Below are 23,385 nucleotides of genomic sequence, written 5' to 3' on the forward strand. Positions count from 1 at the left end.
CCGGCCGTCCCATCTCCATGCAGAAGCCGCGCATCACCACAGCTGCCACCGTCCTGGCCTCGCTCCTGGCCCTCGCCGCCTGCGGCACCGAGAAGGCGGGGGACCGTCCCGGTTCGGACACCCTCGCCCCCGACGTGCCCGTCACCGGCGTCCACTGGTCCTTCGACAGCGTGACGGTCGCCGGGAAGACGACCCCGGCCCCGGCCGGCGCGCATGTCGAGATCGGGAAGGACGGCCGGGCCAAGGGCAACAGTGGCTGCAACCACTTCGGGGCCGCCGTCGCCGTGAACGGGGACACGCTCACCGTGTCGATGGCCGAGACCACGGAGATGGGCTGCCCCGCCGACCTGGCGGGCTTCGAGACCACCCTGCACAAGGCCTTCTCCGGCCCCCTCAAGGCGAAGCTGGACGGGGACCGGCTCACGCTCACCGCGCCCGACGGCAGGACCACCGTCGCCCTCACCTCCGAGCCGGCCGCCCCCCTGAACGGCACGACGTGGACCGTCGACTCGCTGCTCTCCGGCGAGAGCGCCGCCTCGTTGCCCCAGGGCAGCGAGGGCAAGGCGCACTTCGTCATCGACAAGAACGGCAAGGTCAGGGGCAGCCTCGGCTGCAACAGGTTCTCCACCACCGCGAAGGTCTCCGGCCGGACGATCGACTTCGGCGAGATCACCACCACCCGCATGATGTGCTCGGGCCCGGAGATGAAGCTGGAGACCGAGCTGTACGAGGTCTTCGGCGGCTCGGTGACGTACGAACTGCGCCACCGCGGGCTCAGCCTCACCACGCCGGACGGCAAGGGCTTCGCGGCGGTCGCGAAGTCCCCAGCGGCGAAGTCCTAGCTCCCGCGGGGAGCAGCGCGGAGGCCGGTTCATGAGGGCTACGTCACACCGGGCCCTCCCGATTCCGTTGTTACCTGCCGGTAGGGAGCCATCCGAACCAAGGCCCCCCGGCTCCGGAACCCGTCTGGCCCTTGGGATCGGGCCCTCCACCGCCTCCGCCGTGTAGCGGCGTGGATCAGCTCGTACGATCACACCATTCGAGGACCCTGTCAGTTTCCTCAATTCGGACCAGTGGTCGACCTCCCCTACACTCGGAGGCGTGCCACGTGGTGACGGTCGACTCAATCACGATCTGCTTCCCGGCGAGAAGGGCCCCCAGGACGCTTGCGGCGTCTACGGTGTCTGGGCTCCGGGTGAAGAGGTCGCAAAGCTCACGTACTTCGGGCTCTACGCCCTCCAGCATCGGGGCCAGGAATCCGCGGGAATCGCGGTCAGCAACGGCTCCCAGATCCTCGTCTTCAAGGACATGGGCCTCGTGTCCCAGGTCTTCGACGAGACCTCTCTCGGTTCCCTCCAGGGTCATATCGCGGTCGGTCACGCCCGCTACTCGACCACCGGCGCCTCCGTGTGGGAGAACGCGCAGCCGACGTTCCGGGCGACCGCCCACGGCTCCATCGCGCTCGGCCACAACGGCAACCTGGTGAACACGGCGCAGCTCGCCGAGATGGTCGCCGACCTTCCCAAGAAGGAAGGCCGCTCCACCCGGGTCGCCGCCACCAACGACACCGACCTCCTGACGGCCCTCCTCGCCGCCCAGGTCGACGAGGACGGCAAGCCGCTCACCGTCGAACAGGCCGCCGCGAAGATCCTTCCCGAGGTCCGGGGCGCCTTCTCCCTCGTCTTCATGGACGAGCACACCCTCTACGCGGCCCGTGACCCGCAGGGCATCCGCCCGCTGGTCCTCGGCCGCCTGGAGCGCGGCTGGGTCGTCGCCTCCGAGTCCGCCGCCCTCGACATCTGCGGCGCCAGCTTCGTCCGCGAGGTCGAGCCGGGCGAGATGATCGCGATCGACGAGAACGGCATCCGCACCTCGCGATTCGCGGAAGCGAAGCCCAAGGGCTGTGTCTTCGAGTACGTGTACCTGGCCCGCCCGGACACCGACATCGCCGGACGGAACGTCTACCTCTCCCGGGTGGAGATGGGCCGCCGCCTCGCCAAGGAGGCCCCGGTCGAGGCGGACCTCGTCATAGCGACGCCGGAGTCCGGCACCCCGGCCGCGATCGGCTACGCCGAGGCCAGCGGCATCCCCTTCGGCGCGGGCCTGGTGAAGAACGCCTATGTCGGCCGCACCTTCATCCAGCCCTCCCAGACCATCCGCCAGCTGGGCATCCGGCTGAAGCTGAACCCCCTGAAGGAAGTCATCAAGGGGAAGAAGCTCGTCGTCGTCGACGACTCGATCGTCCGCGGCAACACCCAGCGCGCCCTCGTCCGGATGCTCCGCGAGGCGGGCGCCGCCGAGGTCCACATCCGGATCTCCTCCCCGCCGGTGAAGTGGCCGTGCTTCTTCGGCATCGACTTCGCCACCCGCGCGGAGCTCATCGCCAACGGCATGAGCGTCGACGAGATCGGCAAGTCGCTCGGCGCGGACTCCCTCTCGTACATCTCCCTCGACGGGATGATCGAGGCGACCACCATCCAGAAGCCGAACCTCTGCCGTGCCTGCTTCGACGGCGAGTACCCGATGGAGCTTCCGGACCCCGAACTGCTCGGCAAGCAGCTCCTGGAGACCGAGCTGGCCGCCGGCCCCGCCGCGACCGCCGCCTCCGACGCCCTGCGTCGCCCGTAAGACCCCGCGTTCTCTGCAGTACGACACGAAAGCTCTGAACCCATGTCTCAGAACCCCAGTGCCGAGGGCGGCGCCAGTTACGCGGCCGCGGGCGTCGACATCGAGGCGGGCGACCGCGCCGTCGAGCTCATGAAGGAGTGGGTGAAGAAGACACAGCGCCCCGAGGTCCTCGGCGGCCTCGGCGGCTTCGCCGGCCTCTTCGACGCCTCCGCCCTCAAGCGCTACGAGCGCCCGCTGCTCGCCTCCGCCACCGACGGCGTCGGCACGAAGGTGGACATCGCCCGCCGGATGGGCGTGTACGACACGATCGGCCACGACCTGGTCGCGATGGTCATGGACGACATCGTCGTCTGCGGCGCCGAGCCGCTCTTCATGACCGACTACATCTGCGTCGGCAAGGTCCACCCCGAGCGGGTCGCAGCCATCGTCAAGGGCATCGCCGAGGGCTGCGTCCTGGCCGGCTGCGCGCTGGTCGGCGGCGAGACCGCCGAGCACCCCGGCCTGCTCGGCCCGGACGACTTCGACGTCGCCGGCGCCGGTACGGGCGTGGTCGAGGCGGACCGGCTGCTCGGCCCCGATCGCATCCGTACGGGTGACGCGGTCATCGCGATGGCGTCCTCCGGCCTTCACTCCAACGGGTACTCGCTCGTCCGCCATGTGCTCTTCGACCGGGCCGGCATGAGCCTGGACCAGCGCGTCGACGAGCTCGGCCGCACCCTGGGCGAGGAGCTGCTGGAGCCGACCAAGATCTATTCGCTGGACTGCCTCGCGCTCACCCGCACGGCCGAGGTGCACGCCTTCAGCCACATCACGGGCGGCGGCCTGGCCGCCAACCTGGCGCGGGTGATCCCGGACGGCCTGCACGCGACGGTCGACCGTTCGACCTGGACCCCGGGCGGGATCTTCGACCTGGTCGGCAAGGCCGGACAGGTGGAGCGCCTGGAGCTGGAGAAGACCCTGAACATGGGCGTCGGCATGATGGCCGTCGTCCCGGCCGAGTCCGTGGAGGTGGCCCTGGCCACGTTCGAGGACCGCGGGGTCGAGGCGTGGGTCGCGGGCGAGATCACCGAGCGCGGCGACCGTGCGACGGGCGCCGAGCTGGTCGGGGACTACGCCAAGTAGGACATCCGCGGGCGGTCCGGAGTCTCGGCTCCGGGCCGCCCGCGCTGCTGTCCCGGGACCGGACGGCCGGTGCGGGTGTGCGCGTGCGGGCCCTCGCGTACGGACAGCACGCAGACAGCACACAGGCAGCACAGAAACCCGGTCCAGGTTTCCCCGGACCGGGTGTCGGTGTGAGCAGCGCCCTTGTTAAGAGGTCAAGCGCGACGCTGGGAGGACGCGTCGGGACCGGACTCGTCGTCCTCGTCCTCGTCGTCCGTGTTGTAGAGATCCGCGTACTGCGCGTACGGGTCGTCTTCCTCGTCGTCGTCCTCGAACGGCTCGCCATTCGGCGGCTGGCTCGAAGTCGAAGCGCCCAGCTCGCTGGCCAGACGCGACAGGTCAGTCCCGCCGCTGCTGTACTTCAGCTGGCGGGCGACCTTCGTCTGCTTGGCCTTTGCCCGGCCGCGCCCCATGGCTCGACCCCCTCGGTGACGGGGCTCGACGGCCCCAGAGTCTTGACACGCGTTCATGGTTCGGAACGGGCTCTCGGTGGAGAGACCGGTCCGTAGGGCTTCAACGGTACCTGCTTCCGTGGCCATACGGTACGCCGCACGCATCACATGACCCGGTACAGAACCATCGAGGTGCCCTGTCCTCGCTGGTCAATCGCGATTTTAACCTCTTCTTGAGGGTCGACCCGCCGACCGGGGTGAGTCATCTCTCGATTGGGGTGAACCTCCAAAGTCCACCCCGTGAGCGATCACGTCCGCCGTCCGGCGGGCCGGCCCTGTCAAGTCAGCCGCGGCGAGCCTCGGCCATCCGCTGCTCGGCGAGCCGGTCGGCGGCGGCGGCCGGCGGGATCCCGTCCGCCTTCGCACGTGCGAATATGGCCAGCGTGGTGTCGAAGATCTTCGTGGCCTTCGCCTTGCACCGGTCGAAGTCGAAGCCATGCAGCTCGTCGGCGACCTGGATCACGCCACCGGCGTTGACGACGTAGTCGGGCGCGTAGAGGATCCCGCGGTCCGAGAGGTCCTTCTCCACACCGGGGTGCGCGAGCTGGTTGTTGGCCGCACCGCAGACGATCTTCGCGGTGAGGACCGGCACGGTGTCGTCGTTCAGGGCGCCGCCGAGCGCGCAGGGGGCGTAGACGTCGAGGCCCTCGACGCGGATCAGCGCGTCGGTGTCGGCGACGACGGCGACCTGCGGGAAGCGGTCGGTGATCCGGCGTACGGACTCCTCGCGGACGTCCGTGATGACCACCTCGGCGCCGTCCTGGAGGAGGTGCTCGACGAGGTAGTGGCCGACCTTGCCGACGCCCGCGACGCCGACCTTGCGGCCGCGCAGCGTCGGGTCGCCCCACAGGGTCTGCGCGGAGGCGCGCATGCCCTGGAAGACGCCGAAGGCGGTGAGGACCGAGGAGTCGCCGGCGCCGCCGTTCTCGGGGGAACGGCCGGTGGTCCACCGGTTGGTGCGGGCCACGACGTCCATGTCGGCGACGTACGTGCCGACGTCGCAGGCGGTGACGTACCGGCCGCCGAGGGAGGCCACGAAGCGCCCGTAGGCGAGCAGCAGCTCCTCGGTCTTGATCTTCTCGGGGTCGCCGATGATGACGGCCTTGCCGCCGCCGTGGTCGAGACCGGCCAGGGCGTTCTTGTACGACATCCCCCGGGAGAGGTTCAGCGCGTCGGCGACGGCCTCGGCCTCGGAGGCGTACGGGTAGAACCGGGTGCCGCCGAGGGCGGGGCCCAGGGCGGTGGAGTGGATGGCGATGACGGCCTTGAGGCCGGTGGTGCGGTCCTGGCAGAGCACGACTTGCTCGTGGCCACCCTGCTCCGAGTGGAACAGGGTCTGCAATACGTCGGCAGGAACGTCAGGAACGCCGGTCACATCGGTCACGGTGGTGACTCCCAAGTACGAAGCGGCGGTGGTCGGGTCCCCCCTGCGGGTGGGGGAGGACCGGTTCGGCAAGAGAGTAAGTCCTACGCGTGCGTAGATCCGCCTCAGTGCTCAGGATCACCCCCCGGGGGGTTACCTCCGTGGAAGGATCGCGACATGTCGGTCGCCTCCTCGGTCCTCGTTCCGTACGCCACCTATCTGCGGGTGTACGAGCCGCTGGCGGCCTTCCCCGAGCCGGAGAGGGGCCACTGGGCGCGGTACGCGCGCCGGGCGGACGCCCCCACCGCGCAGGACGAACTGCGCCGCTCCCTGGCGGACTTGCTGCCGACCCCGCCGGTGCCGGTACCGGTCCACGAGAGCGACGACGCCTTCGTCGCGGACGTCGACGGGGTGGTCGTGGTCTGCCCGTGGCGGACCCGGATGAGGGGCTGGCTGGCCCTGGAGGAGCTGACCGAGGCGGGGACCGTGCCGCGACCGGTCCTCGACGCCATGGTGCCACCGGTGGTGCGGGAGCAGGTGACGGCGGACCACGAGCGCTGGCGGGAGCGGAACCCGGACGCGCGGCCGTGGATCCGTACGGCGCTCTGGCAGGTGCCGGTGCGCTGGTTCGCGCTCTTCGGGGAAGAGGAGCGGGAGTACGTGCCGGGGGAGCCGGAGCGGGGCACGGCGACGGTCCTCCGCTACCGCACGCCGATGGTCCAGGCCCGGCGACGGCTGGCGCGGGCGCTGCGGACCGTGCGGGAGGCGATCGGCGAGGGACCGCTCACCGACGGTCTGGTCGAGGTGGGCCGGTGGCTGGAGGAGTTCCATCCGCGTGCGCTTGTCGAGCTGGACTACGGCGGTCTGGTGCACGCCCTGTCGGCCGAGTGGCTCGCGGAGGACCGGTCGGCGGCGGACGTGGCGGAGGCGGTGACGGCTCTCCGGGACGGTGACGGGGACGGCGCGAGCGAGGCGTACGGCCGGCTCGCGGAGCGGTGGCGCGAGGTCCGCAACCTCCAGTTCGCCAACTGACCATCGACAGGACATCCCGACCTGATGTAAATGATCTTCAAGCACCGTGGAGTTCTTCGCGAAGATCTTCGAATCGGTGTGTCGGGACGTAGGTCCCGATCCGGGCCTTTGGCTCAAGCGTGACGGACAGCACTTACCGCGCCCTTGCGCCCATCGCCCACCCTCGTGCCAAAATAGGACAAGGAGTCCGGGGAGGGTTCCTTCCGTCCATCTTTGGGCGGAACGCTCGACATTGCACTCTATGGGGGGTCTGAGGACTCCTGATCGCTCTGTGACTGATCGTCACAGTGGCGTGACTGTCCGTTATGGCATGGTCCATCGACTTCCGCCGCTGATGAACACCTGCGAGGGCAATTCCATCGGTTTGGCCGACGTGGCTGGACGGATGGTGTAGTTGTAGTGCCGAGGACAAGCCGTTCGTCCTATAACCGACTCGGCTCGCGTCCGCCATTTCGGGCAACGCGGGTCAAGGTGCAGAATTTAGAGGAAAGAACCGAGAAGGTTCGGTTCTCCCGAGGAGGCCGCTCATGACCGCTCGCACCCCTGATGCCGAGCCGCTGCTGACCCCCGCTGAGGTTGCCACGATGTTCCGTGTGGACCCGAAGACGGTGACCCGTTGGGCGAAGGCAGGAAAGCTCACGTCCATCCGCACGCTGGGTGGACATCGCCGGTACCGCGAGGCTGAGGTCCGCGCTCTGCTGGCGGGCATTCCGCAGCAGCGCAGCGAGGCCTGAGGTACGCGCAACACCCCGCTTCACCGGGCATTTCCGGGTCCCCCAACCTGGACCGCCCACCCCTAGCTCTGCCGACTGGTGCCTGCCCCAACAGGCTCTTCGTCATCGATCGCGCTGGACTCCGCCGGGTCCAGCGCGATCTTTTTTGTGCCGGCCCGTACGTCCCGAGGCGCGGTGCAATTGCACATATTAAATGGGGCAGGTGTAGGGAGGGTATAAGTGAAGGGGTTTCCCAAACGGGTTCGGTGACACCCGTCACACGGGCGAACCCTTGCCAGAACGGCATCCCACCCCTCGCTGAAGCCCAACCCGCCGTCGCTCATGGGCCGGTGGGACTTTCGCCCGGCGCGCCGTCGGGGTCCGGGTCACCCGGAGCGGGGACCTCGGGGGCGTCGGGGACCTCGGGGAGCTCCATGGCGAGGCGCAGCAGGCGATGGCAGACGGCGCAGTGGCGCGTGATGTGTCCGTAGCGGGACGCGGCCGCCAGATGGGCGCGCAGCAGCGCGCGTGTCTCATGTCTCGACTCACGTGCTGCGGACGCCGCGGCCATGCGCGACCACCTCCGGTGTGGGCCCCCGATTCCCTGATGTCTGGGGTACCGGGCGACGGGCGACCCCGTCAATACACCGGAAGGCAACGAAGAAGGCCCGCACCTCACGGTGCGGGCCTTCTCTGCGGCGATCCTGACGGGACTTGAACCCGCGACCTCCACCTTGACAGGGTGGCGAGCTAACCAACTGCTCCACAGGACCTCGTTCGCAGCTCCGCGAAGGGGCTGCGAAGAAGACTGTACAGCAGGTCAGAGGGTCAGGTCGAACTGACGCAAGGCGCCACCCCGGCCTGGGCCCTCTCAGGGCCTCGGCAGGGCGGTCTCTACGGCGCCGCCGCGTCGATCGCCTTCACGATCCGCTTGTCGGAGACGGGGTACGCCGTGCCCAGCGCGTGCGCGAAGTAGCTGACCCGGAGCTCCTCGATCATCCAGCGGATGTCGGTGACCTCCTTCGGAACCGGCTGGCCCTGCGGGAGCTGTTCGAGCAGCCAGGCGTACTCGTCCTGCATCTCGTGGACCTTCTCCATGCGCGTGGTGTCCCGCTGGACCCCGGTCGGCATCTGCTGCAGCCGCCGGTCCACCGCCACCAGGTAGCGCATCAGGTCCGGCAGCCGCCGCAGACCCGTCTTCGTGACGAAGCCCGCCGGCATCAGCCACGCCAGCTGCTCGCGGACGTCCGCGAGGTTCTTCATCAGCGCCAGGCTGTTCGTCGCCTTCAGCCGCCGCTCGCACGCCTGCCAGGCCGCAAGGATCTGCTGGACCTGGCCCACCGTCCGTACCGTCGTGTCGACGAGGTCCGCGCGGACCTTGTCGTACAGCTTCCGGAAGGACTCCTCGTCCCAGGCGGGCCCGCCGTGGTCCGCGATCAGCCTGTCCGCCGCCGCGGTCGCGCAGTCGTCGAAGAGGGCCTGGATCGAGCCGTGCGGGTTCCGCGACAGGGCGAGCTTCTGCTGGTTGGTGAGCTTGTCCGAGGCGAACTTCGCCGGATTCACCGGGATGTTCAGCAGGATCAGCTTCCGCGTGCCCCGCCACATCGCCCGCTCCTGCTCGGCCTCCGTGTCGAAGAGCCGTACGGCGACGGTGTCGCCCTCGTCCACGAGCGCCGGGTAGGCCTTGACCGGCTGGCCGGCCCGCCGGGTCTCGAAGACCTTGGTGAGGGTGCCGATCGTCCACTCCGTGAGCCCCGAGCGCTCCAGGGACTGCCCGGAGCCGTCCGGGCCCGCCGTGGCGGCCGCGGCGGCCTTGGAGAGCGCCTGGCGGGCCTTGGGCCGCAGCTTCAGCTTGAGCGCCTCCAGGTCCTTGTCCTCGGCCACCTTGCGGCGGCGCTCGTCGACGATCCGGAAGGTGATCTTCAGGTGGTCGGGGACCCGGCCGAGGTCGAAGTCCTCCGCCGTCACCGGCACGCCCACCATCCGCTGCAGCTCGCGCGCGAGCGTGACCGGGAGCGGCTCCTGGCGGGGGACGGCCGAGTCGAGGAAGCGGGTCGCGTAGTTCGGCGCCGGGACGTAGTGGCGGCGGATCGGCTTGGGGAGGGAGCGGATCAGCTCCGTGACGACCTCTTCGCGCAGACCGGGGATCTGCCAGTCGAAGCCCTCGTCGGTGACCTGGTTGAGGACCTGGAGCGGGATGTGGACGGTGACACCGTCCGCGTCCGCGCCCGGCTCGAACTGGTACGTCACCCGGAACTTCAGCGGCCCCTGCCGCCAGGAGTCCGGATAGTCGTCCTTGGTGACCGCGCCGGCCTTCTCGTTGATGAGCATCTCGCGCTCGAAGTCGAGGAACTCCGGTTCCTCACGGCGCTTGTGCTTCCACCAGGAGTCGAAGTGCGCCCCGGACACGACGTGTTCGGGCACCCGCTGGTCGTAGAAGTCGAAGAGCGTCTCGTCGTCGACCAGGATGTCCCGGCGGCGGGCACGGTGCTCCAACTCCTCGACCTCGGTGAGGAGTTTGCGGTTGTCGGAGAAGAACTTGTGGTGCGTGCGCCAGTCGCCCTCGACGAGCGCGTTGCGGATGAACAGCTCGCGGGAGGCCTCGGGGTCGATCTTCCCGTAGTTCACCTTGCGGTCGGTCACGATCGGGACGCCGTACAGCGTCACCTTCTCGATCGCCATGACCGCCGCCTGGTCCTTCTCCCAGTGCGGCTCGCTGTACGTCTTCTTGATCAGGTGCTGGGCGAGCGGCTCGATCCACTCGGGTTCGATCTTCGCGTTGACCCGGGCCCACAGGCGGGAGGTCTCCACGAGCTCGGCGGACATGAGGAAGCGCGGGGGCTTCTTGAAGAGCGCCGAGCCGGGGAAGATCGCGAACTTGGCGCTGCGGGCGCCGAGGTACTCGTTCTTCGCTGTGTTCTTCCCACCATCCCCCCCGGCCGTCTTCACGTCCTTCATCCCGATGTGGGACAGCAGGCCCGCGAGGAGCGAGACGTGGACGGACTGCTCCGGGGCGTCCTCGTCGTTGAGATGGATCCCCATCTGCTTCGCGACCGTCCGCAGCTGCGCGTAGATGTCCTGCCACTCGCGGATGCGCAGGAAGTTCAGATACTCCTGCTTGCACATCCGGCGGAAGGAGGACGAGCCGCGCTCCTTCTGCTGCTCGCGGACGTACCGCCAGAGGTTGAGGTACGCGAGGAAGTCGCTGGTCTCGTCCTTGAAGCGGGCATGCTGCTGGTCGGCCTGGGCCTGCTTCTCGGCGGGGCGCTCGCGCGGGTCCTGGATGGAGAGCGCGGCCGCGATCACCATGACCTCGCGTACACAGCCGTTCTTGTCCGCCTCCAGGACCATCCGGGCCAGGCGGGGGTCGACGGGCAGCTGGGCGAGTTTGCGGCCCATCTGCGTGAGCCGCTTCTTCGGATCCTTCTCGGCGGGGTCGATGGCCCCGAGCTCCTGGAGGAGCTGCACGCCGTCGCGGATGTTGCGGTGGTCCGGCGGGTCGATGAAGGGGAACTTCTCGATCTCGCCGAGGCCGGCGGCGGTCATCTGCAGGATGACGGACGCCAGGTTCGTCCGGAGGATCTCGGCGTCCGTGAACTCCGGCCGGGAGACGAAGTCGTCCTCCGAGTACAGCCGGATGCAGATGCCGTCGGACGTACGGCCGCAGCGGCCCTTGCGCTGGTTGGCGCTGGCCTGCGAGACGGGCTCGATCGGCAGCCGCTGGACCTTGGTGCGGTGGGAGTAGCGCGAGATGCGGGCGGTGCCCGGATCGATCACGTACTTGATGCCGGGGACGGTCAGGGACGTCTCGGCGACGTTCGTGGCGAGGACGATCCGGCGGCCGGAGTGGGCCTGGAAGACGCGGTGCTGCTCGGCGTGGGAGAGCCGGGCGTAGAGGGGGAGGACCTCGGTGTTGCGCAGCTGCTTCTTGAGCAGCGCGTCCGCCGTGTCGCGGATCTCGCGCTCGCCGGAGAGGAAGACGAGGATGTCGCCCGGCCCCTCGGCCTGGAGCTCGTCGACGGCGTCGCAGATCGCCGTGATCTGGTCCCGGTCCGACTCCTCGGAGTCTTCTTCGAGGAGGGGGCGGTAGCGGACCTCGACCGGGTAGGTCCGGCCGCTGACCTCGACGATCGGCGCGTCGCCGAAGTGGCGGGAGAAGCGCTCGGGGTCGATGGTCGCGGAGGTGATCACGACCTTGAGGTCGGGGCGCTTGGGCAGCAGCTGGGCCAGATAGCCGAGCAGGAAGTCGATGTTGAGGGACCGCTCGTGGGCCTCGTCGATGATGATCGTGTCGTAGGCGCGCAGCTCGCGGTCCGTCTGGATCTCGGCGAGCAGGATGCCGTCCGTCATCAGCTTCACGAAGGTCGCGTCGGGGTTCACCTGGTCGGTGAAGCGGACCTTCCAGCCGACCGCCTCGCCGAGCGGGGTCTTCAGCTCGTCGGCGACCCGCTCGGCGACGGTACGGGCCGCGATCCGGCGCGGCTGCGTATGGCCGATCATGCCCCGCACGCCCCGGCCCAGCTCCAGACAGATCTTCGGGATCTGCGTGGTCTTTCCGGAACCCGTCTCACCGGCGACGATCACGACCTGGTGGTCGCGTATCGCCTCCAGGATCGCGTCCTTCTTCTGGGAGACGGGCAGCTGCTCGGGGTACGTGATCGCGGGCACGCGGGCGGCGCGCCCGTCGACGCGCTCCTTGGCCTTGCCGGCCTCGGCGGCGATCTCGTCCAGGACGGCCTCACGGGCCTCGGGCTTGCGGATGCGGCGGGCGCCCTCGAGGCGGCGGCCGAGCCGGTGGGCGTCCCGCAGCGAGACCTCGGCCAGGACGGACTGGAGGGCGGCGAAGGAAGTAGACATACGGAATCCAGGATCGCACCCCGGGCCGAGAACCGGCGAACCGATTTACCAGGGCGGTGCGGCGGCGCTGTGCGGGCGGCTCGCCCGGGGCGGGGGCCGGTGGCCCGTACTATTTCGGGCAGTCCACCCGAGAGGTCTCCCATGTCCCGCACCGCCCGCGCGTCGGCGGCCTTCGCCGCGCTGCTGGGCGTGGTGCTGGGGCTGCTGGTGTGCGGCGTGACCGTGGCGGCCGCGAGCCAGGCCGGGGTGGTCGTGGACGCGGGAGCGCCGCCGGGCTGTGGCGAGGGACACCTGAGCGAGGGGGCGGCGATGCCCGCCGTACCGCCCCGGCCGTACGGCAACGGCGGCGGCGAACTGCCGCCCGCACCGGTCCGGGGAGCGGGCGAGGACGTACGGGACCTCCTGACCGGAGCGGAGTCCGAGCCGGAGCCCGAGCCACCCGGACTCGTACCACCGTCACCGATGGAGCTGTCGATCCTGCGGGTCTAGACGGACCGGTCACCTCCGCCGTCCGTCCTTGTTTCCCCTTTCAGGAGCGATTCCGCATGTCCAAGTCCACGTCCACCTCCCGGTCCAAGCCGGTCCTGATCATCTCCGGGGTGGCGCTCGCCGCCGCGCTGCTCGGGCTCGTCTCCTACACCGCCACCAAGCCGGCCGGGTCCGGGGGCGACGGCGGCTCCTCCACCGTCGCCGAGGTCTCCGCCGACCCGACCGCCGGCGTCTACCCCGAGCTGGAGGCGTACGCCCGCCGCGACGCCTCCGACAAGCTGGCCCTGGGGCGGGCCGACGCGCCCGTCGTCCTGATCGAGTACGCCGACTTCAAGTGCGGCTACTGCGGGAAGTTCGCCCGGGACACCGAGCCGGTCCTGGTGAAGAAGTACGTCGAGAACGGCACCCTGCGCATCGAGTGGCGGAACTTCCCGATCTTCGGCGAGGAGTCGGAGGCGGCGGCGCGGGCCTCGTGGGCGGCGGGGCAGCAGGGGCGGTTCTGGGAGTTCCACCGGGCCGCGTACGCCGAAGGCGCCAAGGAGAAGGGCTTCGGCGCGGAGCGGCTGGCGGCCCTCGCCGCCGAGGCGGGGGTGGCGGACCTCGCGCGGTTCGCCCGGGACACGGACAGCGCGGCGGCCCGGGCGGCGGTGAGCGCCGACCAGGAGCAGGGGTACTCGCTGGGGGCGACCTCGACGCCCTCGTTCCTGATCAACGGGCGGCCGATCGCCGGAGCCCAGCCGATGGAGACCTTCACGGCGGCGATCGACGCGGCGGCGAAGGCCGCCGAGGCGGCGGGCAGGAAGGCGGCGGGCGGGGAGTCGGCCGAGAAGCCGGCGGGCGGTGCGTCGGGAGGCCCGACGGCGGGCGGGGAGTCCTCCGAGAAGCCGGCGGCCGGGCGGTGACCGCCGACATCGGCTATCTGGCGGCCTTCCTCGGCGGCCTCCTCGCCCTGCTCAGCCCGTGCAGCGCGCTGCTGCTCCCGGCCTTCTTCGCGTACTCCGTCGACTCGACCGGCCGGCTCCTCGCCCGTACCGGGATCTTCTACGCGGGTCTCGCCACCACGCTCGTCCCGCTCGGCGCGGCCGGGTCCTTCGCCGGGCGGCTGTTCTACGGCCACCGGGACCTGCTGGTGGCGCTCGGCGGCTGGCTGATCATCCTGCTCGGCGTGGTCCAGATCCTCGGCATGGGCTTCACCTCCCGCCGGATCGCCGAGGTCAGCGGCCGGATCCGGCCCACCAGGGCCGTCTCCGTCTACGCCCTCGGCCTGGTCTACGGCCTCGCCGGCTTCTGCGCGGGCCCGATCCTCGGCAGCGTCCTGACGGTGGCGGCGCTGAGCGGCAGCCCGGCCTACGGCGGGCTGCTCCTCGCGGTGTACGCGCTCGGCATGGCGGTCCCGCTGTTCCTGCTCGCGCTGCTCTGGGAGCGGTACGAGCTGGGCCGGCGCCGCTGGCTGCGCGGCCGACCCCTCCGTATCGGCCGCTTCGAGGCGCATTCGACCACGCTGCTGTCCGGCCTCTTCTTCGTCCTCCTGGGGACGGTCTTCCTCGTCTTCGACGGCACCACGGCGCTGCCGGGGCTGCTCTCGGTGGACGACTCCTTCGCGGTGGAGGAGCGGGTGGCGTCGCTGGGCCGTTCGGTACCGGACGGGGTGCTGCTGGTCGCCGTGGTCGCCGTGGTCGCGGTGACCGCGGTGGTGCTGGCGGTCCGGGGCGGTCGCGGCGGGCGGCGCGAGGAGGTCTGAGCCGCACGAAGAAGGCCCCGTCCGGGGGACGGGGCCTTCGATGGTGGCTGGGGCCGGGGTCGAACCGGCGACCTATCGCTTTTCAGGCGATCGCTCGTACCAACTGAGCTACCCAGCCACGAGATCATTTCTGACCTCAGCGATCCTGACGGGACTTGAACCCGCGACCTCCACCTTGACAGGGTGGCGAGCTAACCAACTGCTCCACAGGACCTTGCAATGTGCGAGAACAAGTCTCGCACACAGTTGTGCGTGCCCCCAACGGGATTCGAACCCGTGCTACCGCCTTGAAAGGGCGGCGTCCTGGGCCACTAGACGATGAGGGCTAAGGGCCCACCTGGGCGCTTCTCAGCGCGTCGGGGACGTGAGAAGCATATGGGATGCCGACCGCTATCGCCAAAACGGTTTCCGCCGGGGGTGGGCCCGCCCCTCCCGGCCGGCCCCGGCGTCAGCCCCAGCCCAGCGCGTGGAGGCGTTCGTCGTCGATGCCGAAATGGTGGGCGATCTCGTGGACCACGGTCACGGCGACCTCGTGGACCACGTCGTCCCGGGTCTCGCAGTAGCGCAGGGTGGGACCCATGTAGATGGAGATCCGGTCCGGCAGGACACCGGCGTACCACTCCCCGCGCTCGGTGAGGGGGGTTCCCTCGTACAGCCCCAGGAGCTCCGGATCGGAGGGGTCGGGTTCGTCCTCGACGAACACGGCCACGTTGTCCATGACCCGCGTGAGTTCCGGCGGGATCGTGTCCAGGGCCTCGGCCACCAGCTCTTCGAACGTGTCGCGTGTCATCTCCAGCACACCGTCATTGTCCTTGACCGCCGCCCGGGTGTCGTCGGCTCGCTCCTCGGTGAGGCGTGTCCCTTGTGGTGCCAAGGGAGTTGGGCAGCGAAACGTGTTCCCTGCCCGCCCGTTGTGTCCTGGAGGTGCCGTCCGTGCGCCATTTGCCCACCCGTGTGAGATGGGCCGCCGCCGCGTTGGCGGTCGCCGCCTGCGCCGGTATGAGCGGCTGTATGAGTGTCGGTGACGAGGGCGCGAAGCCGACGCCCAGCAAGTCCGCGGGGAAGCAGGGCGTGGCCGCCGAGTCCGGCGACGGGGTCGGCTCCGCGGGCCGGCACGGCGGCGGCGGGCACGACGTGTCCGGCAAGGGCGGTCCGGAGGCGGACGGCGCAGGCGAGGAGTCGCCGGTGCCGAGCGGGTCGCCGACCGCCGGCGGGAAGCCGTCGGCGGGTGCGCCGGCCGGGCCGTCGGGCGGCGGGGGCGGCAAGCCGCACCCCGGCCAGGTGCCCGGCGGGGCGGGCGGGCCGAGCGCGCCCGGCGAGGAGAGCCCCGCGCCGGTCGACCCGCCCGAGCCGACCCCCACCCCCGAGCCGACCCCGGAGCCGACCGCGGAGCCCACTCCCGAGCCGACCCCGGAGCCGACCGACCCGCCCACCTCGACCCCCGGCGCGGACACCCACATGGGGGCCATGAAGGCGGCGGACGGGCCCGGCGGGACGGCCGAGCCGGAGGCATCTCCGCAGGTCGGGCCGGTGTGACGCAGGCCGGTTTGCCATGAGGCGGGGAGGGTGCGTATGGTTATAGATCGTTTGATCCCATTGCCCGGCGCCGAAACAGAAGAGCGCCGTGTGGCGCGTACTCTCCCTAGCCGTGGCTGACCGCATTGAGGCGGTCGATTTGCGAATTTCACGGAGTTGACGGGCGCGTGCCGAGACTCCGGAAGGTTTCGCATTTCGCATGTCCATTTTCAGTCCTGACCACGCCGTCCTGCCCGAGAACGACGAGATCGTCGAGGCCCTCGATGAGGCCACCGAGATCGTCGAGACCGAGGCGGCCGCTCTCGAGTCCTCCTCGAACGAGTCCGCCCAGGACGAGTCCTCCGAGGCCGAGTCCTCCGAGCCCACCGTCACGTTCGCCGACCTCGGTCTGCCCGAGGGCGTCGTGCGCAAGCTCGCCCAGAACGGCGTGACCACCCCCTTCCCGATCCAGGCGGCGACCATCCCGGACGCCCTGGCCGGCAAGGACATCCTCGGCCGCGGCCGTACCGGCTCCGGCAAGACCCTCTCCTTCGGTCTGCCGACCCTGGCGCAGCTCGCCGGCGGCCACACCGAGAAGAAGAAGCCCCGCGCGGTCATCCTCACCCCGACCCGTGAGCTCGCGATGCAGGTCGCGGACGCCCTCCAGCCGTACGGCGACGTGCTCGGCCTGAAGATCAAGGTCGTCTGCGGCGGTACGTCCATGGGCAACCAGATCTACGCCCTCGAGCGCGGCGTCGACATCCTCGTCGCCACCCCGGGCCGCCTGCGCGACATCATCAACCGTGGCGCCTGCTCCCTCGAGAACGTCCAGGTCGCCGTCCTCGACGAGGCCGACCAGATGTCCGACCTGGGCTTCCTGCCCGAGGTCACCGAGCTGTTCGACCAGATCCCGGTCGGCGGTCAGCGCATGCTCTTCTCCGCGACCATGGAGAACGAGATCGGCACGCTGGTCAAGCGCTACCTGAACAACCCGGTCACGCACGAGGTCGACAGCGCCCAGGGCAACGTCACCACCATGACCCACCACGTCCTCGTCGTGAAGCCGAAGGACAAGGCGCCGGTCACGGCCGCCATCGCCGCCCGCAAGGGCCGCACGATCATCTTCGTACGGACCCAGCTGGGCGCCGACCGCATCGCCGAGCAGCTGTGCGAGTCGGGCGTCAAGGCCGATGCGCTGCACGGCGGCATGACCCAGGGCGCGCGTACCCGAGTCCTCGAGGACTTCAAGAAGGGTTACGTCAACGCGCTGGTCGCCACCGACGTCGCCGCCCGCGGTATCCACGTCGACGGCATCGACCTGGTCCTGAACGTGGACCCGGCCGGTGACCACAAGGACTACCTGCACCGCTCGGGCCGTACGGCTCGCGCCGGCCGCTCGGGTGTCGTGGTCTCCCTGGCCCTGCCGCACCAGCGCCGCCAGATCTTCCGTCTGATGGAGGACGCGGGCGTCGACGCCTCGCGCCACATCGTGGGCGGCGCGGGCGCGTTCGACCCGGAGGTCGCCGAGATCACCGGTGCGCGTTCGCTGACCGAGGTCCAGGCCGACTCCGCGAACAACGCGGCCAAGCAGGCCGAGCGCGAGGTCGCCGACCTCACCAAGCAGCTGGAGCGTCTGACGCGCCGCGCCGCCGAGCTCCGCGAGGAGGCCGACCGCCTGGTCGCCCGTTCCGCGCGTGAGCGTGGCGAGGACCCGGAGGCCGCGATCGCCGAGGTGACGGAGGCCGCCGAGGCCGAGGTCGCCGCCGCCCTCGTGGCCGCCGAGCCGGCGGTCCAGGAGCGCCGCGAGGAGCGCACGCCGGCGTTCCGCGACGAGCGGGGCAACTACGAGCGCCGTGACCGCGGCGGCGACCGCGGTGGCGACCGTGGCGGCTTCCGCCGCGACAACGACCGCCCGTCCGGTGGCTTCCGCCGCGACGACCGTCGTGACGACCGTGGTGGCCGTTCGTTCGAGCGTCGTGACAACGACCGTCCGTCGGGTGGTGGCTTCCGCCGCGACAACGACCGCCCGTCCGGTGGCTTCCGCCGTGACGACCGCCCGTCGGGCGGCTTCAACCGCGACGACCGCGGTGGTGACCGTGGTGGCTTCCGCCGCGACAACGACCGTCCGTCCGGTGGTTTCCGCCGTGACGACCGCCCGTCGGGTGGCTTCAACCGCGACGACCGCGGTGGTGACCGTGGTGGCTTCCGCCGCGACAACGACCGCCCGTCCGGTGGCTTCCGCCGTGACGACCGCCCCTCCGGTGGCTTCAACCGCGACGACCGTGGCGGCCGTTCCTTCGACCGCCGCGACGACCGCCCCTCGGGCGGCCACCGTGGCAGCGACCGTCCGTTCAACCGCGACCGTCGTGACGACCGCCCGTCGGGCGGCTTCCGCCCGGCCGGCGGTGACCGTCCGCACGGCCGTCGTGACGACCACCGTGGCACCGGCTCGACCGGCTCGACCGGCTCGTCCTTCGCCCGCCGCGACGACAAGCCGCGTTGGAAGCGCAACGGCTGACCTCGCGTAGCGCCTGTACGGCGTAGCGCCTGAACAGGGCCCGTACGACACCTCGGTGTCGTACGGGCCCTGCTTCTTTGAACGGGTTCGAAATTGGCTTCCGCTGTCTGTGGGACCGCTGTTAACATCGGCGCATTCGCACGGGGGGTTTGCAGTGGGGGGCACGCGCGTTCGCGCTGTCGACCGCGGCACACGGTGCCGCGTCCTCTCCGTGCACCACCCGCATGCATGGAGACCACGTGAATCCGCACGTTCGGCCCCGGAGGGCCACCCTTCGCCGTGTCCTCGGCACGGCGCTCGTTCCCGTCCTCGGCCTGGGCGTCGTGGCGGCCGCCACCCCGGCGGCCTTCGCCACGCCGGCCGGCGCCTTCGCCGCCGCGTCCGCGACCCTCGACCCGTGGGCGGCGTCGGTGCCGCTGTCGGACGGCACCGCCATCCACGGCGTCCACGACCTCAAGACGGCGAAGGACGGCGCGGTCGTCGCTCTCTGGTATCGCGTCCCCGAGGACCGCAGCAAGCTTGAACTCGTCACGGCGGTACGCCCGGCCGGCAGCGCCGCCTGGGGCGCGCCGCACGTCCTGACCACGCAGCCCGGCCAGCGCAGCGAGGCCGAGCTGGTCGTCTCGGCCGACGGTTCCGTCACGGCGGCCTGGATGGAGTTCCCCAACGACATTCCGCCGTACGACGAGAAGCCCGGCGGCGTGTTCCGGATGTCGGTCCTCGCGGCCGGCGCCACCACGTGGTCCGCCCCGTCCGACATCATGACCGCCACCGACTGGGTGCACAGCGGGAAGCTGGCCGGCTCGCCCTCAGGGACGCTCGTCGCGACGTGGACGCACAGCTCGGGACGGACCACGGAGCTGTACGCGTCGGTCCGTACGGCTCCCGGCCAGGCCTGGTCCGAGCCGATCCGCATCGACGAGCCGGAAGCCGGCGCTGGGCTCTCCTCCTCGGCGGAGCTCGTCTACTCGGACCAGGGCACGGCGACCCTGGCCTTCGTACAGGCCGGCCCCGAGATCAGCGTCGTCAAGGTCGTCGACCGGACGCCCGACGGCACGTGGACCAAGCCGGTCACCGTCTCCGACCCGAAGCTCTACGCCACCGGCCCCACGCTGGCGCTCGGCCAGGACGGCCGCGCCGTGCTGGCCTGGAAGACGCAGGTGTCCCCCTCCGGCGGCGAGCAGACCGAGGCGATCGCCCAGCGCCCGGCCGGAAGCCTGGTCTGGGGAGCTGAGGAGCCTGCGAACGGCTTCAGGACCGGTGCCTGGCGCAAGGTCGTCGTCGGCCCGGAGGGCGATGTCACCCTCCTCGGGGTCGCCTACGACGAGGGCCCCGGCTTCACCGCGCGGACCACCACCCGGTCCGCGGCCACCGGCACCTGGTCTCCCCTGAAGACGCTCTCCACGGATTCTGTGCCGGACGACCAGTTCGACCTCACGGTCGGTGCCGACGGCAGCGCGCACGCCATATGGACCCAGTCCGGGAAGATGATGACCTCCTCCCGGGTCAACGGTGTCTGGTCCGCGACCCCGACGCCGCTGAGCACCAACACCACCGGCTACGCCCTGGGCCGGGTCACCGTCGACGCCGCCAACCGCCCCGTCGCCGTATGGCAGCAGTCCACCGGCGACTTCACCACCCAGCTGCGCGCCGCCACCACCGCGCCGCTGCCTCCCAAGCCGCTCCCCAAGTGGCGCGATTTCAGCGGTGACGGCAAGGGCGACCTGATCACGCTCACGTCGGCCGGCGCGCTGACCGTGCGTACGGGGACGGGGACCGGGAGCCTGGGGACGGGGGCCTCGGCGACCGGGTGGCCCGCGTCGTCGCTGGTCGTCCCGGTCGGTGACCTCTCGGGCGACCGCTGCAACGACCTGCTGGTGCGGAACTCGGCGGGTGCCCTGACGCGCCACGACGGCGGCTGCGGAAAGGCGTTCTCGCCGAGCGGCCCCCGGGCGTCCCTCGGCGGTGGCTGGAACATCTACAACTCCCTGACCTCCCCGGGCGATCTGACGGGCGACGGACGGGCGGACCTGCTGGCGCGTACGACGGCCGGTGAGCTCTGGCTGTACGCCGACAACGGCGCGGGCAGCCTCGCGCCGCGGGTCAGGATCGGCACCGGATGGCAGACCTACGGCTCCCTCGTCGGCGTGGGCGATCTGAACGGCGACACGTTCGGCGACGTCCTCGCCAGGGACTCGGCCGGCGCCCTGTGGCGGTACTACGGCACGGGCAAGGGCACGCTGGGCGCCCGGGTGAAGGCCGGCACCGGGTGGCAGGTCTACAGCACGCTGACGGGCGTCGGCGACATCACCGCCGACGGCAAGGCGGACCTGGTCGCCCGTGACACGGCCGGTGTCCTGTGGCGGTACGACGGGACGGGCGCGGGCGCGTTCGGTGCCCGCGTGAAGCTCGGCGGCGGCTGGCAGATGTACAAGACCCTGTCCTGACCCACCCCCTCCCACAACAGCTGATCGCGGCGAGGCCGGGGCGTGGCTCGCCGCATCACGGATAAGGCCGTGAAGGCAGTCAGACCGTGCGGCTATGCTGGGGCGCGCGGGCCGCTAGCTCAATTGGTCAGAGCAGCAGACTTTTAATCTGTTGGTTGTGGGTTCGAGTCCCACGCGGCCTACGCGTAAGCCCCCTCTACCCGGTGCAGACCGGATAGAGGGGGCTTTGGTGTGTACGGATTCAGTTGGCGGCCGCGTTTCGCTGCTGCTCGACCCGTGACAGCTTCCGGTCGGCGAAGTCCTGCGGATAGAACTGCCGGGCCCAGCGCCGGAACGGGCCGATGGGGCCGTCGCCCTGGGCCAGTCGCGGGCGCTGCTCGTACTTCTTGTGGCTCCAGATCGGGAAATCGGCACCCGTGAAGTCGCAGCTGGACCGGAACAGCGGTCCTTCCAGCAGGCGCGCGCCCGTGCGGCTCACCGCCCGGGCGAGGGGCCTCGGCAGTCGGGAGGGCTCCGCCAGGGTGATGCGGTTCGACTGCCGGAGCTGCATCCGGTTGGGCGCGATCGCGGTGGGCATGATCATCGTGCACATCGTGAGCCCGAACCGCGGCGTGTGGATGTCGGCGTGAAGGCAGCTGAGGCCGTACCCGTCGACCTCGACCGTGACGTCGAACTCGCCGATGAGCGGGGCACTCTCGCGTACCCGCATCGATACGTGGAACTGCTTGTCGCGATAGGAGACGGGGGCGGCCAGACCGGCCTCGACCCAGCCGTGCAGCGTGGCGAAATGCCCGATGTCCACCGAGTTCTCGATGACCTCCTGGGCATTTCCGGCCATTTCCCACGCCGACTGCCGAGCGGGCCGGTGGCCGACCGCGTGCCAGGCGGGGATGTCCCAGTCCGGCTGCCGGCCGTCCTCGTGCCGCCAGACGAAGACGGCGCCGTTGACCTCGCGCACCGGCAGCCGGGCCAGCGGCGCCTTCGGGGGCGGTGTGCCGTATCCCGTACGCACGCAGGACCCGTCGGGGCCGAACGCGAACAGGTGGAAGGGGCACACGAGGTCGTCTCCGTCGACCTCCGCCAGGCCGAGATGGGCACCGAGATGCGGGCAGTAGGGGCGGATGGCCCGGACGTCACCGGTGCCCAGGCGGTAGAGGACCACGTCTTCGCCCATGAGCGGCCGGGTGAGAACAGTGCCGGGTTTCAACTCGCGGGAGAAGGCCAGCGCCGACCAGCCGCTCGGGTAGGGCAGGCCCGGAGCTCGCGCCACGTCGGCCGGAGTCGGACCCTCACTGATCGTGCGTCCGCGGGTGCGTGTCGATCCCAATGCGATTCTCCTGAATCGGTGTGGCGGCCTTCGGCTTTCACGCGGGTGTCGTGTCCCCGACCAGAGGAACGGGCCCGCGCAGGTGGTGGGTGAGTGCGAGGCGACGCAGGGCGGCGAGGAGACGCTCGCCGAGGACGTTGCCGACGATCAGGGTCTCGGTGGCGCGTGCGGGGTCGGTGCGGCGGTCGAGGCCGCCCACATCGCTCGCCGCCACCGTGTCGGCGGCGGCCGCGTAGGTGTCCAGCCGCTCGGCGAAGTCGTGGCGGCCGAGCTGGAGCAGGGCGGCCAGGGCCTCGGCGGCGGCCTCGACCGCGGGGTCGCCGGGGGAGACGAGCCAGCCCTGCCGCTGGACCAGCGCGAGGACCTCGTCCGTGGCGTGAGCGTCCTCCGTGTCCCGTGGTTCCGTGTCCCGTCGGGTGGTGCCGAGGGCGGGCTGCCGGGCCGCCCGCGGCAGGTGACCGAGGCCGGTGTCGCTTCCGGCCGACGCCGCGAGGACGTCGCCGATCTCCGCCAGGGAGAGGCCGCCGATGTCGAGGAGAGCGCGGATGAGCCGAAGGCGGTGAAGGTGCCCCGGGCCGTACCGCGCCTGGTTGGTGTTCGTACGGACTCCGGGGCTCAACAGGCCCTCCCGGAGGTAGAACTTGATGGTGGGCGCGGGTACGCCGCTGGTGCGGCTGAGCTCCGAGAGGCGCATGGATCTCCTGACGTCGGGCCGCACTCCCGTGATCCAGCAGGGCCTCGGCGTTCGCGCTGGTCAGCGGGGACCATGCGGAGTGTAGGGGCCTGACGATTCGTCAGGCGCGCTCTCGCCGAAGTGCCCCCCGATCGTGTGGATCCGGCGCGGGAGTGGACGGGCTCTCGCCGGTGGTCCGGAGCGGGGTCACGGGCTTGCCGTGCCCGGTGCCGACCGGGCGACGCCGCCCTTCGGCAGGGCGCCCGCGCCAGTCAACGCCCGGCGGGCTCGTGACCCTTTCGGCGCTCGTCCCGCATCAACATGCATCGGGCGCGTGCTGTGTGCAATACATTACTCAGCGCAATCATCGCTGCCTCTGGGGGGTGTACGAGCGCCTCGGCAGTCATCTGATCTCGTCGGGACACCCGACCGCCCGTCGCCAGCGGCGGGCGGTCCCGCTTGTCCGCAA

Annotated in this window: 18 protein-coding genes and 5 tRNA genes; 12 read left to right on the plus strand and 11 right to left on the minus strand. The window is 70.7% G+C overall.

Going from position 1 to position 23,385, the window contains the following annotated elements:
• The first annotated feature begins 17 nt into the window (after positions 1 to 17).
• The 3 genes from ACF06X_RS29725 to purM all read left to right on the plus strand — a co-directional run bounded on the left by ACF06X_RS29725 (position 18) and on the right by purM (position 3,750).
• Complete coding sequence (locus ACF06X_RS29725; RefSeq protein WP_392290389.1) at positions 18 to 842, plus strand: META domain-containing protein; 825 nt, start codon at positions 18 to 20, stop codon at positions 840 to 842.
• A gap of 259 nt (positions 843 to 1,101) precedes the next feature.
• A complete protein-coding gene (gene purF, locus ACF06X_RS29730) occupies positions 1,102 to 2,628 on the plus strand; it encodes an amidophosphoribosyltransferase (RefSeq protein ID WP_392290390.1) in 1,527 nt (508 codons plus the stop codon).
• A gap of 42 nt (positions 2,629 to 2,670) precedes the next feature.
• Positions 2,671 to 3,750, plus strand: a complete 1,080-nt coding sequence (gene purM / locus ACF06X_RS29735) for a phosphoribosylformylglycinamidine cyclo-ligase (RefSeq protein ID WP_392290391.1) — start codon at positions 2,671 to 2,673, stop codon at positions 3,748 to 3,750.
• A gap of 194 nt (positions 3,751 to 3,944) precedes the next feature.
• On the opposite strand, the gene ACF06X_RS29740 is transcribed toward purM, so the two are convergent.
• Positions 3,945 to 4,202 carry a DUF3073 domain-containing protein gene (locus ACF06X_RS29740; RefSeq protein WP_137994405.1) on the minus strand — a complete coding sequence of 86 codons (258 nt, stop codon included), beginning with the start codon at positions 4,200 to 4,202 and terminating at the stop codon, positions 3,945 to 3,947.
• A gap of 322 nt (positions 4,203 to 4,524) precedes the next feature.
• Complete coding sequence (locus tag ACF06X_RS29745) at positions 4,525 to 5,625, minus strand: Leu/Phe/Val dehydrogenase (RefSeq protein ID WP_392290392.1); 1,101 nt, start codon at positions 5,623 to 5,625, stop codon at positions 4,525 to 4,527.
• A 156-nt stretch (positions 5,626 to 5,781) separates the two neighbouring features.
• Between ACF06X_RS29745 and ACF06X_RS29750 the strand changes: the two genes are divergently transcribed.
• Positions 5,782 to 6,636 carry a hypothetical protein gene (locus ACF06X_RS29750; protein ID WP_392290393.1) on the plus strand — a complete coding sequence of 285 codons (855 nt, stop codon included), beginning with the start codon at positions 5,782 to 5,784 and terminating at the stop codon, positions 6,634 to 6,636.
• A 527-nt stretch (positions 6,637 to 7,163) separates the two neighbouring features.
• A complete protein-coding gene (bldC, locus tag ACF06X_RS29755) occupies positions 7,164 to 7,370 on the plus strand; it encodes a developmental transcriptional regulator BldC (protein ID WP_003949541.1) in 207 nt (68 codons plus the stop codon).
• Between the two features lie 319 nt (positions 7,371 to 7,689).
• On the opposite strand, the gene ACF06X_RS29760 is transcribed toward bldC, so the two are convergent.
• The 3 genes from ACF06X_RS29760 to hrpA all read right to left on the minus strand — a co-directional run bounded on the left by ACF06X_RS29760 (position 7,690) and on the right by hrpA (position 12,206).
• On the minus strand, positions 7,690 to 7,920 hold the full coding sequence (locus ACF06X_RS29760; RefSeq protein WP_392290394.1) for a DUF6274 family protein: 231 nt from the start codon (positions 7,918 to 7,920) through the stop codon (positions 7,690 to 7,692).
• 128 nt (positions 7,921 to 8,048) lie between these two features.
• Positions 8,049 to 8,122 (minus strand) — tRNA-Asp (locus ACF06X_RS29765).
• Between the two features lie 121 nt (positions 8,123 to 8,243).
• On the minus strand, positions 8,244 to 12,206 hold the full coding sequence (gene hrpA, locus ACF06X_RS29770; RefSeq protein WP_392290395.1) for an ATP-dependent RNA helicase HrpA: 3,963 nt from the start codon (positions 12,204 to 12,206) through the stop codon (positions 8,244 to 8,246).
• A 141-nt stretch (positions 12,207 to 12,347) separates the two neighbouring features.
• On the opposite strand from hrpA, the gene ACF06X_RS29775 reads away from it, so the two are divergent.
• Genes ACF06X_RS29775 through ACF06X_RS29785 form a run of 3 tightly spaced genes read left to right on the plus strand, consistent with a single transcriptional unit; the run spans position 12,348 to position 14,436 of the window.
• Positions 12,348 to 12,695, plus strand: a complete 348-nt coding sequence (locus tag ACF06X_RS29775) for a hypothetical protein (protein ID WP_392290396.1) — start codon at positions 12,348 to 12,350, stop codon at positions 12,693 to 12,695.
• Positions 12,696 to 12,751: 56 nt separating this feature from the next.
• Complete coding sequence (locus ACF06X_RS29780; protein WP_392290397.1) at positions 12,752 to 13,597, plus strand: DsbA family protein; 846 nt, start codon at positions 12,752 to 12,754, stop codon at positions 13,595 to 13,597.
• On the plus strand, positions 13,594 to 14,436 hold the full coding sequence (locus tag ACF06X_RS29785) for a cytochrome c biogenesis CcdA family protein (protein WP_392290398.1): 843 nt from the start codon (positions 13,594 to 13,596) through the stop codon (positions 14,434 to 14,436). The genes ACF06X_RS29780 and ACF06X_RS29785 overlap by 4 nt, the downstream gene beginning before the upstream one ends.
• Before the next feature lie 41 nt (positions 14,437 to 14,477).
• Here the strand turns inward: ACF06X_RS29785 and ACF06X_RS29790 are convergent.
• From ACF06X_RS29790 to ACF06X_RS29805, 4 genes are all read right to left on the minus strand, one after another.
• Positions 14,478 to 14,554 (minus strand) — tRNA-Phe (locus tag ACF06X_RS29790).
• A 22-nt stretch (positions 14,555 to 14,576) separates the two neighbouring features.
• Positions 14,577 to 14,650: transfer RNA gene (locus tag ACF06X_RS29795), tRNA-Asp, on the minus strand.
• A gap of 39 nt (positions 14,651 to 14,689) precedes the next feature.
• Positions 14,690 to 14,762: transfer RNA gene (locus ACF06X_RS29800), tRNA-Glu, on the minus strand.
• A gap of 122 nt (positions 14,763 to 14,884) precedes the next feature.
• On the minus strand, positions 14,885 to 15,235 hold the full coding sequence (locus ACF06X_RS29805) for a metallopeptidase family protein (protein ID WP_158994510.1): 351 nt from the start codon (positions 15,233 to 15,235) through the stop codon (positions 14,885 to 14,887).
• 212 nt (positions 15,236 to 15,447) lie between these two features.
• Between ACF06X_RS29805 and ACF06X_RS29810 the strand changes: the two genes are divergently transcribed.
• From ACF06X_RS29810 to ACF06X_RS29825, 4 genes are all read left to right on the plus strand, one after another.
• Positions 15,448 to 15,972 (plus strand): hypothetical protein, encoded by a 525-nt coding sequence (locus ACF06X_RS29810; RefSeq protein ID WP_392290399.1) that lies wholly within the window; start codon positions 15,448 to 15,450, stop codon positions 15,970 to 15,972.
• A 199-nt stretch (positions 15,973 to 16,171) separates the two neighbouring features.
• Entirely contained in the window at positions 16,172 to 18,469 is a 2,298-nt protein-coding gene (locus ACF06X_RS29815; RefSeq protein ID WP_392290400.1) for a DEAD/DEAH box helicase, read from the plus strand.
• 239 nt (positions 18,470 to 18,708) lie between these two features.
• The gene (locus tag ACF06X_RS29820) at positions 18,709 to 20,916 is read left to right on the plus strand and encodes an FG-GAP repeat domain-containing protein (protein ID WP_392290401.1); all 2,208 of its coding nucleotides are present in this window, start codon (positions 18,709 to 18,711) and stop codon (positions 20,914 to 20,916) included.
• 108 nt (positions 20,917 to 21,024) lie between these two features.
• A tRNA-Lys gene (locus tag ACF06X_RS29825) sits at positions 21,025 to 21,098 on the plus strand.
• A gap of 59 nt (positions 21,099 to 21,157) precedes the next feature.
• Here ACF06X_RS29825 and ACF06X_RS29830 read toward each other — a convergent pair.
• On the minus strand, positions 21,158 to 22,243 hold the full coding sequence (locus tag ACF06X_RS29830) for a Rieske 2Fe-2S domain-containing protein (protein WP_392290402.1): 1,086 nt from the start codon (positions 22,241 to 22,243) through the stop codon (positions 21,158 to 21,160).
• Between the two features lie 37 nt (positions 22,244 to 22,280).
• Positions 22,281 to 22,937, minus strand: coding sequence for a MerR family transcriptional regulator (locus ACF06X_RS29835; RefSeq protein WP_392290403.1), 657 nt, complete (start codon positions 22,935 to 22,937; stop codon positions 22,281 to 22,283).
• Positions 22,938 to 23,385 lie beyond the last annotated feature (448 nt).

It is taken from the genome of Streptomyces sp. NPDC015346, from assembly GCF_043078785.1.
GTDB lineage: Bacteria > Actinomycetota > Actinomycetes > Streptomycetales > Streptomycetaceae > Streptomyces.

What these genes read in the sequence shown, in the direction of transcription:
- hrpA (WP_392290395.1), bottom strand. Translation starts at nt 12,206, where the DNA reads ATGTCTACTTCCTTCGCCGCCCTCCAGTCCGTCCTGGCCGAGGTCTCG.
- ACF06X_RS29740 (WP_137994405.1), bottom strand. Translation starts at nt 4,202, where the DNA reads ATGGGGCGCGGCCGGGCAAAGGCCAAGCAGACGAAGGTCGCCCGCCAG.
- ACF06X_RS29780 (WP_392290397.1), top strand. Translation starts at nt 12,752, where the DNA reads ATGTCCAAGTCCACGTCCACCTCCCGGTCCAAGCCGGTCCTGATCATC.
- ACF06X_RS29760 (WP_392290394.1), bottom strand. Translation starts at nt 7,920, where the DNA reads ATGGCCGCGGCGTCCGCAGCACGTGAGTCGAGACATGAGACACGCGCG.
- purM (WP_392290391.1), top strand. Translation starts at nt 2,671, where the DNA reads ATGTCTCAGAACCCCAGTGCCGAGGGCGGCGCCAGTTACGCGGCCGCG.
- ACF06X_RS29750 (WP_392290393.1), top strand. Translation starts at nt 5,782, where the DNA reads ATGTCGGTCGCCTCCTCGGTCCTCGTTCCGTACGCCACCTATCTGCGG.
- ACF06X_RS29835 (WP_392290403.1), bottom strand. Translation starts at nt 22,937, where the DNA reads ATGCGCCTCTCGGAGCTCAGCCGCACCAGCGGCGTACCCGCGCCCACC.
- ACF06X_RS29810 (WP_392290399.1), top strand. Translation starts at nt 15,448, where the DNA reads ATGAGTGTCGGTGACGAGGGCGCGAAGCCGACGCCCAGCAAGTCCGCG.
- ACF06X_RS29775 (WP_392290396.1), top strand. Translation starts at nt 12,348, where the DNA reads ATGTCCCGCACCGCCCGCGCGTCGGCGGCCTTCGCCGCGCTGCTGGGC.
- ACF06X_RS29815 (WP_392290400.1), top strand. Translation starts at nt 16,172, where the DNA reads ATGTCCATTTTCAGTCCTGACCACGCCGTCCTGCCCGAGAACGACGAG.
- bldC (WP_003949541.1), top strand. Translation starts at nt 7,164, where the DNA reads ATGACCGCTCGCACCCCTGATGCCGAGCCGCTGCTGACCCCCGCTGAG.
- ACF06X_RS29725 (WP_392290389.1), top strand. Translation starts at nt 18, where the DNA reads ATGCAGAAGCCGCGCATCACCACAGCTGCCACCGTCCTGGCCTCGCTC.